This window comes from Granulicella sp. L46 (assembly GCF_009765785.1).
Taxonomy (GTDB): domain Bacteria; phylum Acidobacteriota; class Terriglobia; order Terriglobales; family Acidobacteriaceae; genus Granulicella.
This window is the reverse complement of record NZ_LMUT01000012.1, coordinates 1,131,594-1,143,235: the sequence shown is the minus strand read 5'-3', so window position 1 is coordinate 1,143,235 and position 11,642 is coordinate 1,131,594. Positions and strand designations below refer to the sequence as shown.

General features: G+C 62.4%; 9 protein-coding genes. 1 reads left to right on the top strand and 8 read right to left on the bottom strand.

The features are described 5' to 3' along the window. Positions 1-6: 6 nt before the first annotated feature. The 8 genes from dapA to GSQ80_RS14245 all read right to left on the bottom strand — a co-directional run bounded on the left by dapA (position 7) and on the right by GSQ80_RS14245 (position 10,726). Complete coding sequence (gene dapA / locus GSQ80_RS14280) at positions 7-897, bottom strand: 4-hydroxy-tetrahydrodipicolinate synthase (protein ID WP_158788250.1); 891 nt, start codon at positions 895-897, stop codon at positions 7-9. Between the two features lie 12 nt (positions 898-909). After that, a complete protein-coding gene (locus tag GSQ80_RS14275) occupies positions 910-1,524 on the bottom strand; it encodes a TMEM175 family protein (protein WP_158788249.1) in 615 nt (204 codons plus the stop codon). A 95-nt stretch (positions 1,525-1,619) separates the two neighbouring features. After that, on the bottom strand, positions 1,620-4,808 hold the full coding sequence (locus tag GSQ80_RS14270) for a carboxypeptidase-like regulatory domain-containing protein (RefSeq protein ID WP_158788248.1): 3,189 nt from the start codon (positions 4,806-4,808) through the stop codon (positions 1,620-1,622). 152 nt (positions 4,809-4,960) lie between these two features. Beyond that, complete coding sequence (locus GSQ80_RS14265) at positions 4,961-6,052, bottom strand: YeiH family protein (protein ID WP_158788247.1); 1,092 nt, start codon at positions 6,050-6,052, stop codon at positions 4,961-4,963. A 411-nt stretch (positions 6,053-6,463) separates the two neighbouring features. Beyond that, positions 6,464-6,988, bottom strand: coding sequence for an SRPBCC family protein (locus GSQ80_RS14260; protein ID WP_158788246.1), 525 nt, complete (start codon positions 6,986-6,988; stop codon positions 6,464-6,466). A 197-nt stretch (positions 6,989-7,185) separates the two neighbouring features. Further along, the gene (locus GSQ80_RS14255) at positions 7,186-7,464 is read right to left on the bottom strand and encodes a DUF6582 domain-containing protein (protein ID WP_158788245.1); all 279 of its coding nucleotides are present in this window, start codon (positions 7,462-7,464) and stop codon (positions 7,186-7,188) included. A gap of 107 nt (positions 7,465-7,571) precedes the next feature. Beyond that, positions 7,572-9,230, bottom strand: a complete 1,659-nt coding sequence (gene pgm, locus GSQ80_RS14250) for a phosphoglucomutase (alpha-D-glucose-1,6-bisphosphate-dependent) (protein WP_158788244.1) — start codon at positions 9,228-9,230, stop codon at positions 7,572-7,574. Between the two features lie 59 nt (positions 9,231-9,289). Then, positions 9,290-10,726, bottom strand: coding sequence for an APC family permease (locus GSQ80_RS14245; protein WP_158788243.1), 1,437 nt, complete (start codon positions 10,724-10,726; stop codon positions 9,290-9,292). 269 nt (positions 10,727-10,995) lie between these two features. Between GSQ80_RS14245 and GSQ80_RS14240 the strand changes: the two genes are divergently transcribed. Next, positions 10,996-11,642, top strand: a 647-nt coding sequence (locus GSQ80_RS14240; RefSeq protein WP_158788242.1) for a DNRLRE domain-containing protein, incomplete at its 3' end; no start/stop codon positions are given.

Genomic DNA, 11,642 nt, shown 5'->3' with positions numbered 1-11,642 from the left:
AGACGGCTAGTTGCTCGGCAGGAGGTTGAGGCCCTGGAGGATGGATTCTAGTTTGGTGCGGGTGGCTTCGGTTACGGGGACCATTGGAAGACGAAGGGTTTCCGAGCAGCGGCCGAGGAGGGCGAGGGTGGCCTTGATAGGGGCGGGGCTAGGCTCGATGAAGTGGGCCTGCATGAGGGCGAAGTAGCGCTTGTTGAGATCGCGCGCGGTAACCCAGTCACCCGAGAGCGCGGCGGCGATCATCAGGGACATAGGCCCGGGGATTGCGTTCGACGCAACGGAGACAAGACCTGTTCCGCCGAGGGCGATGACAGGCAGGGCCAAGGCGTCGTCGCCAGCGAGGACCGAGAAGGTGGAGGGGGCGTTGGCGAGCAGCTCAGTGATCTGGCCCATGACGCCGCTCGATTCCTTGATGGCGACGATGTTGGGAATCTCGGTAAGGCGGAGAACGGTTTCGGGGAGAAGGTTGGTCGCGGTGCGGCCTGGAATGTTGTAGAGGAGGATGGGCAGATGCACGGCTTCGGCGATGGCGCGGAAGTGCTGGTACTGGCCTTCCTGGTTGGGCCGGTTGTAGTAGGGGTTGGCGGTGAGGATACCGGTGAGGTTGGGAATCTTCGCGATGCGCTTGGCGTTGTGGACGGCCTGGGCGGTGGCGTTGTGGGTGCAGCCAGCGAAGATGGGAGCGCGGCCGGCAGCGACCTCGATGGTGATCCCGATGACGCGGTGGGTCTCAGCCTCGGTGAGAGTGGAAGCTTCGCCGGTGGTGCCGCAGGGGATGAGGAGGGAGACGCCCTGGGCGAGCTGGGATTCGACGAGGGCGCGGAGGGCGGGCTCGTCGAGTGAGCCGTCGGGGTGGAAAGGAGTGACGAGCGCGGTGCCGCAGCCTTGGAGTTTCATACCGCTGCGAGTTTAGCGCGGATCGCTGTGGGACTGTTTATCGGACTTGAAGGATCGGGTCTGTTCGACAACCTTTTGAGGAGGCAGGAGCCAGAGGATTGCCACGAGGCAGATCATGCCGAGCGCGGCTTTGGGCGACCAGTAGGCGGCGGGGATCGAGCCGAAGTAGAGGCCGGTGGAGATGGCTTGCTTGATCCGGCTGCCCGCGGGTGGTTGGCCGGACGTGTGACAGATGCAGTTGGAAAGAACAACCCAGGTGATGGCGGGGAGAACGCACGTAAAGGCGTAGAGCGCAACGGAGAAGGATGAGATGCCTCGGCTACCGATCCAGGTGGTGGCGAACGGAATGAGCGAGAGCGTGAAGAGGAAGGCGAGATTGGCCCAAAGGATGCCGTGGGTGACGTGGTCGAGATCGTCGACGAGGTAATGGTGGTTGACCCAGTAGATGCCTGTCTGGACGAAGCTGAGGAGATAGACGGTGAGGAGTGGGGCGAGGGCGATAAGGCCGTTGAGGTTCGAAACTTCTTTGCCAGGGACGTGGAGCTCGAGCACCATGATGGTGATGATGACGGCGATGACTCCGTCGGAGAAGGCTTCGAGGCGGCCTGGGGAGAGGGGCTTGGGCATGATGGACTCTGCAAGGAAGCATATATCAGCAGAGATCTGTGAACCCCACTCATGACGATGATGCCGTCTATGAATGGGGCCCCCGGAGGCGTCGCTTAGAACAGAAGTTTGAGGCCTAGTTGGATTTGGCGGCTGGTGTTGGCCGTGGCCGTGATGACGCCTGGAGTGCCCAAGGCCGCGGGTGTGGTTTGGTTGGCAGTGGTGCCTTGGGTGGGGCCATTAGAGAAGACGACTTCGTTGGGGAGAGAGAGGTTGGTGTGGTTGAGGATGTTGAAGAACTCGGCGCGGAATTGCAGGCGGAAACGCTGGGTGATTTGCGTTGACTTGAGGAGGGAGAAATCCCAGTCGGCGTAGCCGGGGCCTACGAGGCTGTCGCGGCCAGCGTTGCCGACGGTGCCGTAGGCGGGAGCGGAGAAGGCGTTGGGGTTGAAGAACTGCGCGGCCTTTTGGGCGGTGCTGCCGCCGGGGTAGAGCTTGCCCGTGAAGTTGGGGTTGACGTTGGGGCGGACAGGGTTGCGGCTGTCGCCGGAGCCGGTGGGGTTGTAGCCGAGTTGCGGCGAGAAGGGGAAGCCCGTGGAGAGGCTCACGATGGAAGCGAGGCTCCAGCCGGAGATGACGTGCTCGGTGAACTTGTTGGCGTCGGCGAAGAGGGCCTGGCCGGTGCCGATGGGGAGATCGTAGGTAGCGTTGGCGGCGAAGAGGTGGCGGACGTCGGTGGCGGCGGGGCCGTAGTCAAGATGCGGGAGAGCCGGGACTGAGACGAAGGCTGGCGTGTTGGAAGAGACGGAAGTGTTCCAGGCGGAGCCGTCGTCGAGATTTTTGGACCAGGTGTAGTTGATGCGGAATTGCAGACCGCGGGAGAGGTTGTGGCGCAGGTCAACGATGAAGGCGTTGTAATTGCCCGTGCCGCCGGACCACCAGGAGGTAGTGTTCGCTACGGCGTTGTTCGCCTTGGTGGTGGTGGGGTAGTAGATGAGGTTGTTGGCGAGGACTTCGAAGTCTGGCTCGTTGAGATCGCCGTTGAGGATCTGGTGGTAGCTGTGCGAGCCGTTGTAGCCGAGAGTGAGGGAGGTAGAGGGCGCGAGCTGCTGCTCGATTCTGAGCGTGTAGGAGAACAGCGTGGGCGTGGAGATATTGGTGGCGATGGTGGAGGGTGAAATCTTTGGCGTGCCGCTTATGGGGTTGGTGACGGTGGTGCTGGAGTAGGAGTTGACGGTGTTGTAGGGGGCGGCCTGGTCGAGGCGGTAGTCGAGCGCATCGAGCAGGGAGTGATGCAGACCGGCAGAGGCAGTGACGCTGGTGCGGCCGTTGCCGAAGGCATCCCACGCGAGGCCGATGCGCGGCTCGGGGAGGAAGAGAGCGCGGTTGTCGGTGAGAGCGTTGGAGAGGCCGGAGGTGGGGTTGGTGGAGATGACGCCCAGCGGTGCTCCGCTGCTGACGGCTCCGAAGGAGTAAACGCTGGCGCGGTTTTGCGATTCACTCCAGCCGGTGGAGGACTCGCTGCGGAAGCCGGCGCGGATTTGGAGGCGAGGGGTGATGCGCCAGGTGTCTTCGAGGAAGGCGTCGGCGAAGAGCGTGCGCCAGCCTAGCTCGGTGATGTCCGGCGCGTAGGTGAAGGTCTTGATGGCGCCAGTGAGGAAGGTAGCGAGCGAGGCGAAAGAGGCCTGCCCGTACTGATCCTGGGCAAGGTTGTCGTTGGACTGCAGGCGTTGGATCCAGATGCCGCCTTCTAGGGTGTGCTTGCCGACGGTGTAGAACACGTGGTCGTCGAAGGTGAAGAGGTTGCGGGTGATGGCGTTGTTGGCGCCGACGTTAGCCCCGGCGCCCGTGATGGAGGATGCGCCGTTGGAGGCAGTGGAGCCGGAGATGACGACGGCGTAGGTGGGGACGCCGGGACGGACGGAGGGCGTGAGCGCTTGCTGTTCGGCGGGGACGTAGCCGTTGAAGTAGTAGCTGGCGCGCGAGAAGCCGAAGCGCGCGACGTTAATGAAGTTAGGCGAGAAGACATGGTGCTCTTCGGCGCTGAGAACTTGTTCGCGAAGGGTTTCGTCGACGTAGGAGTAGGGATTGGCAGAGGGAGAGACAGCGTCGGAGTCGTCGATGGTGTAGATGGAGTTGAAGGTGTCGTTGTTGGAAAGGTTGGCGTCGAAGCGGGTGGTGCCGAAGTCCTCGCGGATGTGTTGCGGAGCGGAGCCTATCCATTGAGCGATGCCGGTCGCGGCGCCGTTTTGCGTGATCTCCGGGCCGTTGGCGATGGGCCAGAGGTTGAGCAGCGGCTCTACGCTGGCGACGGCTTTGGCACGCGAGGTTGCATCGGGGACGAGGGTGACGAGCGACTCGCCGAGGTTCTGGCGGTAGCCTTCGTAGTTGGCGAAGAGGAAGAGCTTGTTCTTGCGGATGGGGCCGCCGAGCGAGGCGCCGAAGTTGTTGCGCTGGAACTCCGGTATGCGGGGGCCGTCGAAGTAGTTGCGGGCGTCGAAGAAGCTGTTGCGGGCGAACTCGTATACGGAGCCGTGGAGCTGGTTGGTGCCGCCAGTGGTGACGATGGAGATCTGCGCGCCGTCGCGCTTGCCGTAGGCCGCGGAGTAAGTGTCGGTGACGACGTTGAACTCGCGAATGCCGTCAATGCCGAGAAGCTGGCCGGAGGTGCCGCCGGGCGTGGTGTTGATCAGCGACGCGCCTGTGTACTCGATGCCGTTGAGGAGAAAGAGATTGTCTTGCGGGCGGCGGCCGGATACGGAGAACATGCTGCCCACCGAAGAATTTGAAGTTCCGATGCCGCCGCTGCGTTGGTTGGTGTAGTTCACGGTGCCAGGATTGAGCAGGATGAGCTGGTCGTAGGAGCGGCCGTTGAGGGGAAGCTGTTTGACCTGGCGCGAGTCGACGAGACCAGCGGTTTGTTCGGTGGAGGTGTTCACGATGGGTTGGGTGTCGTGGACGGTGACGGTCTCGTGGCCGGCGACGGAGAGGGCGAGGTTAAGGTTGAGCGATTGGCCGGTGGTAAGGGTGATGGTGCGGGTAGTTTGGGCGAAGCCGGGCGCGGTGACGTTGAGGGTATAGGGGCCGACCGCAATAGAGGAGGCGATGTACTGGCCGGAGGCGTTGGTGTTGAGAGAGCGCTGGGCGCCGGTGTCGTCGTTGTGGATGAGGACGTGGGCGCCGGGGATGGCGGCGCCGGAGGAGTCGGTGACGAGGCCGGCGATGGTGCCGCCGACGACCTGGGCGCGGGCCGCGAGGGAAAAGGCTAGGAGGAAGAGAGGGAGGATGAGGCGAAGGCGTTGCATGGGACTCCTGAGTGTGGGTGTGCGCCTGCGCGTGCTTGCGGCAGGCTTTTGGATTTGTGTTGTGGTGGAGAGCTGGTTCTCGCGCGAGTTAGTTGGGGACTAACAGCGACAACGACAGCGGGGTGTTGCGAGGGGTGCGGTGGGAAGATTCGTCATTGGGCGGCTCCGTGGTGGTAGACCGCTAAGACCATGCCAAGTGTGATGAGGGCGATGAAGATCTCACCGAGGACCCCTACGAGTATGGGGCGCCAGCCCTGGGTGACGAGGTCGCGGAGCTGGGTGCGGAGGCCTACGCCGGCGAAGGCGGGGAGGAAAGCCCACTTGCTGAGATTGCCAAGAGAGCTTAGCTGCCCCGCCGAGAAGAAACCGACGCTGGCGAGGATGGAGAGCGCCATGAAGCCGAGGATGAACTTGGGGAACTTCTGCCAGAGGAAGAGGGCTTTGCGCTCCACGCGGGCGGCCTGGCCCTGCGATGCCCAGTAGACCGCGTAGCCAAGGACGACGAAGCCGATGAAGGCAGAGCGGGCCGTTTTCGCGAGAATTGCAAAGCGGCCGGCGATGTCGCCGTAGAGAGCGCCGGTGACGGTGGCTTCGGCAGTGTTGTCGACCGCGAGGCCGGCCCAGATTCCGTACGCTTGCTGGCCCATGTGGAGCACATGACCTATCGCGGGGAAGGTGAAGAGGGCGAGGGCACCGAGAGCTAGGATGGCGGCGATGGCGGTCGTGGTGTCCTCTTCGTCGGAGTCGATGGCGCCCTGCGCAGCCATGATCGCGGTGACGCCACAGATAGAGCTGCCGATGGCGAGCAGGCTCGTGAGCTTCGGTGGAAGACGGAAGAGCTTGCCTAGCAGCGTCATCACGCTGAGGGAGAGAACGAGCTCGATGGCTACGAGGACGAGGCTCATGCCGCCGATGCGGAGGACGTCGGAAAGAACGAAACGGGCCGCTACGAGAACGATGCCGAGCTTGAGCCAGAGCTCGTACGTTGCGATGCCGGGTCGAAAGATCGCGGGGACTGAGAAGACGTTCGAAATAACGAGGCCGAGGATGATGGCCCAGAGGACGTACTCAATGCGCGGGAAGTAGTGGTGGTGGGCGCGAAGGAAGATGCCGAGGGATTCGAGAGCTTTGCCGGCGAGGCCGATGGCGAAGAGCAGGAGCGTGCCGGGCAGGAGCGCGAGCAGTTGCTGCGATCGCGGAGGCTTGCGAGCGGGTGTGGGCAGCGGGATGGTTTGGGCGGACAAAGGCAGGTTGTCAGTTCTCAGTTGTCAGTTCTCAGAAAGAACCGTGGTTACCAGGAGATGCGATGGATGATGTTGAGCCGGATGAGCGCCGCGAAGGTGAGGGCGATGAGGATAGCGGCGGCGTCGGCGTTGAAGGCCAGCTTGCGGGTGGGGGATTCCATGGGGAACTCCTGTGCTTGGTTGTGAGGGGAGAAAATTGGGCTCAGATGCACGAAACCCACGCTGCTAAAGAGCTGTGCGTGGGTGTTTGAGCTTGCTGCGAAGTTTGTGGGTTCGCTTAGAGCAGACAGACACCGGCGCGACAGCGCGGCATGCGACAACACATGCAACAGAAGGCGGCGGTGTGGATCTGCTTCATCTTGAACTTGAGACTAAAGGAGTCAGTCGGATGCGTCAAGGTCCGGCGCGGGTTTAAAGTGTGGGGGCTGCGGCGCGGACGTCGGTTAGATATTGGTTCAGGTTGTAGGTGAGGCCGAGGACGTGGTGCATCATGAAACGGTAGAGTGGGGGCCGGATGAAGCCGGTTTCGGTGATGGTGAGGATGGTGGTGTCGGGGGTGGGGCCTGGGACGAGCAGGTAGGTCCAGGTGCCGCCGTAGGAGGGGGTGGCAAGGTCGAGGAGGACGTCGCGGCGGGTGGGGGCCTCGGTGCGGGTGGCAAGGAATGTCATGGTCTGGCCGTGGGCGAGGTTCTCTGTCCAGTGGTCGCGACCGGCGTCCGAAGGAAGGACAGTGACGGATTTGACGGCATGTCGCCAGTTGGGAGCGCCAGAGATGTTGGTGATAAGCGCGAAGACTTTGGCGGGTGGCGCGGCGACCGTGCCGGTGACAGTAGCGACGTGGTTGACGGGGAGGGTAAGGCCGTCGAGATAGGCGATCGCGAAGACGGCCGCGACTAGGACGGCGAGGCCGAGAAGAATACGGCGGAGGGTTCGCATGTGGGGCTCCTGTGAAGGAAGTAGGCCCGAGGACATGAGAAGGATAGCGCAGTCCTTGTCCTCCGCGGACGGCAAGGGCCGGTCGGGAGGAAAAGGGTTGGGTTCTGGTTCAAGCTGCGGGCGGTCGCGCGTTACGCAATGCCCACCCATGGCGATGAGACAGTCATAAATGGGCACCCGTGTTTGCCGTGTGAGAGTTAGTTGGAGGAGTTCTTGGTGTGGGCGTGATTGCCTAGCTGGTGCCAGTGGGTCTCTTTCATCTCGACGCCGAATTTCTTCGCGGCGGTCTTGATGCGGTGAAAGGCTTTCTCGCGGTCTGCATCGGAGACGTCCTTGACCTGGTCGAAGCGCGCGATGGCGTTACGAACGTGGGATGCGTTTTCGAGGGGCTCTTTGCGCTGTTCGGGAAAGGCGAACTTGGAGTCGTCGATTTGCTTGCGATCGTCGGCAGAGAGGGTGTGGGATTTGGTTGGCATACTTTCGCTCCGGGCAACAGATTTGCAGCGGTCTGCGTCCGGCCGCTTTCATTATTTAGATGGCAGCTGTAAGGGAGGGTTGGCTCGTCCTCCGCCGGCGGCGAGAGTTAAGCGATGGCCTTGGCGACCAGGGCTTTGGCTTCGGTTTGGATTTGGGTTAGGTGGTCCTGGCCGTTGAAGGACTCTGCGTAGATCTTGTAGACATCTTCGGTGCCGCTGGGGCGAGCGGCGAACCAGCCGTTTTCGGTCGTGACTTTGAGGCCTCCGATGGGCGCGTGGTTGCCGGGGGCTTCGGTGAGGATGGACGTGATGGGTTCACCGGCTAGTTCTTTGGCGGTGACTTGGCTCGGCGAGAGTTTGGCGAGCTTGGATTTTTCTTCCTTGGTCGCGGCTGCGTCGATGCGTTGGTAGACGGGGGCACCGTATCTGGCGGTGAGTTCGTTGTAGAGAACGCCGGGGTCTTTCCCGGTAGTGGCAGTTATTTCTGCAGCAAGTAGACCCAGGATGAGGCCGTCTTTGTCGGTGGTCCAAACGCTGCCGTTGCGGCGGAGGAAGGTGGCGCCAGCTGACTCTTCGCCTACGAATCCTAGCGTCCCGTCGATCAATCCGTCGACGAACCACTTGAACCCCACAGGAACTTCGAGCATGGGGCGGCCGAGGCCTTTGGCTACGCGGTCGATGATGCTGGAGCTAACGAGAGTTTTGCCAATGCCTACATTTTCGGACCAATCAGGCCGGTGCGTGAAGAGGTACTGAATGCACACGGCGAGGTAGTGGTTGGGATTGAGCAGGCCGGAACTGCGCGTGACGATTCCGTGGCGATCGTGGTCGGTGTCGCAGGCCCAGGCTACGTCGTAGAGATCTTTATTCGCAATCATGCTCGCCATGGCGAGGGGAGAAGAACAGTCCATGCGGATGCGGCCGTCCCAGTCGAGGGTCATGAAGCGGAAGGTTGGATCGACATAGGGGTTGAGGATCTGGAGCGGGAGTTTATATTGCTCGGCGATGCGAGGCCAGTAGGCTACGCCAGCGCCGCCTAACGGATCGACCGCCAGCTTTAAGGCGGTGCCAGCGAGGGGATCGAAGTTGATGACGTTGCCGAGGTCGTTGACGTAGGAGGTGATGTAGTCGTGGCGGCGGGTGGTTTCGGCGGCGAGAGCTTTGGCGAAGGCAAGGCGCTTGATGCCCTGAAGTTTGTTGGTGATGAGCTCGTTAGCACGATTCTCGATCCATTTGGTGGCGGTCGTGTCGGCGGGGCCACCGTTGGGCGGGTTGTACTTGAAGCCGCCGTCGTCGGGCGGGTTGTGCGAGGGCGTGATGACGATGCCGTCGGCGGGGGTCTTCGCGCCGGAGGAGTTGTATTCGAGGATGGCGTGCGAGAGGACAGGCGTGGGCGTGTAGCCAAGGTCCTGGTCGATCATCACCGTGATGCCGTTGGCCGCGAGGACTTCGAGGGCGGTGGAGAAGGCTGGCTCGGAGAGGGCGTGGGTGTCCTGCGCGAGGAAGAGGGGGCCGGTGGTGTTCTGGGTGGCGCGGTACTCGACGATGGCTTGCGTGATGGCGAGGATGTGCGCGTAGTTGAAGCTCGAGTTCAGCGACGAGCCTCTGTGGCCTGACGTGCCGAAGCTGACGCGCTGCTCGGGGACGGCGGGGTCGGGGTGGTTGGCATAGAAGGCCGTGACCAGGCGAGGGATGTTGACGAGGCGGTCCGGGGTGGAGCGATGGCCAGGAGTGTTTGCTAGCGGGTCGGTGGCGTTCGAAGGCATGGAAGAAAGCATACGGGTTGGATGCTGGGTCCTGCGCGGACGGCGGGAGTTAAAAGTAGTTAGCGCGCAGTGGCGCGGAGGGAGCGGGTGCGGTAGAAGGCGTAGCCGATGAGGTTGACGATGAGGGTGGTGCCGATGATCTCAGTGGCGAAGGTGAGGAGTTTGGAGGAGCCGTCGAAGGGGTAGGCGCTGAGCGCGAACACTGCGACGGAGGTGACGAAGCCGACGGCGCAGATGACGATGGCCCAGGTGGGGATGCGACCGCGTAGCAATTTTAGGCCGGCTATCGGAATCAGGACGGGGATCGCAAACATCACGAGGTAGGCGAGGACATAGAACTCATTGGAGGCGTTGTTGAGTAGGTTGAAGGCGACGGCGGCGTGGACTCCTGCGCTGCCTAGAACGATGAGTGCGGCGACGATGAGTGTGGCGACGAGGATTGAGTTGGTGGGGGTGCGGTAGCGCGGGTGGAGACGGGAAAACCATTCGGGGATGAGGTGATCCCAGCCCGCTGCCATAGGTAGGCGGGAGACTCCCGTGAAGAGATAGCTGGCGGCGCCGAGGATGCGGATTTGGAGCAGCAGGATGATGACGCGGGCGACGAGGTTGCCGAGGGTACTGGCGCCGAAGGCGAGGCGAAGGGTCTGGGGGATCGGGGCGATGTAGTTGATGGGGACGCCGGTGTACTCGTGGAAGGCGAGGACCGAAGCGGTTCCGAAGATGAACATCACGACAATGATGGGCGTGGCGATGATGATGGAGCGGCCGATGTCGCGGGAGGGGGACTTGGCTTCGCCCGCCATGATCGCGATGTATTCAAGGCCAGCGGCAGCGAAGAGGGTTTGGCCGATGAGAGCGAGGGAGTTGGGATCGGTGTGGGGCAGATGCAGCTCGAAAGGGGTGAAGTGTATGGGGACATGATGGGCCATCGCCCAAAACGGCGCGAAGATGAGCAGGGCAAACGCAGCAATCATCGCGGCGCCCGAGACGTTATGGATCCACTTGCCGAGGGCGAGGCCGCGGATGGCGGAGAGAGCGAGGGCAGCGAGAAGAACGGCGAGGCCGATGAAGACGATGGTGTGACTTTCGGGGACCCAGGCCGCGCGCGGGCCGATCATGAAGGCGAACTCGCTGGGGATTTGGAACAAGATGGTGGCGATGGAGGAGAGTCCGTAGGCCCAGATGTTCCACGCGGTGAGGAAGCCGATGGTGTCGCCGAAGGACCGGCGGGCCCAGACGTAGAGGCCCCCTTCGAGAGGCATCTCGCGGTTGAGGAAGTAAACGGCGACAGCCATTGGGGTGTAGAAGACGGCGAAAGCGAAGAGCCAGACCAGCGTTTGGGCGTGGCCGAGGCCAGCGGCAAGGCCTACCCAGGAGCTTCCGACGACGGTGAGGACCTGGGAGAGGACAAGGTCGCGAAGGGTGAGCTGGCGCGAGAGATGGTGATTGCTGGCGCTGTCGGAGGGAGCGAGACCCTGGTCGGGCGAGGAGGGCATTGGGTGCATCGTCTCATAACTTGACGCAGGAAGGTGAGGGTGGGGATTTTGTGTCGTGCTGCAGGGCCAGACGGGGTAGGGCGATCATGTCCTAAGTCATGTGATTTTCATCACATGAGGTTTCTCTAATTGTTGCTTGAATTGGCTTAGGTCTCTGCCGAACTAAAAGGTCCTACCCCTGGTAACCACTCTGGAAATCCGGGAGGCCCGTCGGCAATGTGCGTTGTTGAGTTGTGATCGTTGCTGTATGCAGCTGAGGGCTGAAAGAAGTGAAGCGCACGCTCCGGATGAGGGGCACGGTTTGCACTGCGGTGAGGTTGCTGCTGGTGATGGCGGTGTGCGTGCCGGGGAGTATGTGGGGTCAACAGGGGACTCTGGCGGGCGATGCGCATGTCTCGAGCGCGCAGCCTGCGGTGAACTCGGGAAGCCTTAGCAATCTAAATGTGGGTGGCGGGTATACCTCGCTGGTTCAGATTGACCTGAGAATGCTGCCTGCGGGGACGACACCGGCGCAGATTGCGAAGGCGACGCTGCGTGTGTACTGCAATCGGGCAGATGTCCCGGGGGTTGTGCAGGCAGAGTTGGTGGGCGGTGCGTGGACGGAGTCGAGTGTGACCTATGCGACGCTGCCGGCTATGGGCGCGCCGTTTCAGACTGCGCAGGTGACGGGGGCGGGAGAGTTTGTGACGTTCGATGTGACGTCGGCGGTGCAGGGATGGGTGGGGGCACCGGGAACGAACTTTGGATTGGCGCTGGTGGCGGGGAGTGGGACGGTGGTGCAGTTTGACAGCAAAGAGAATGATGAGACTGCGCATGCTCCCGAGTTGGACATTGCGCTGGTCGGAAGCGGGGTGGGGACAGTTGGACCTGCTGGACCGCAGGGGACAGTGGGCACCGCAGGAGTGGCGGGGCCGCA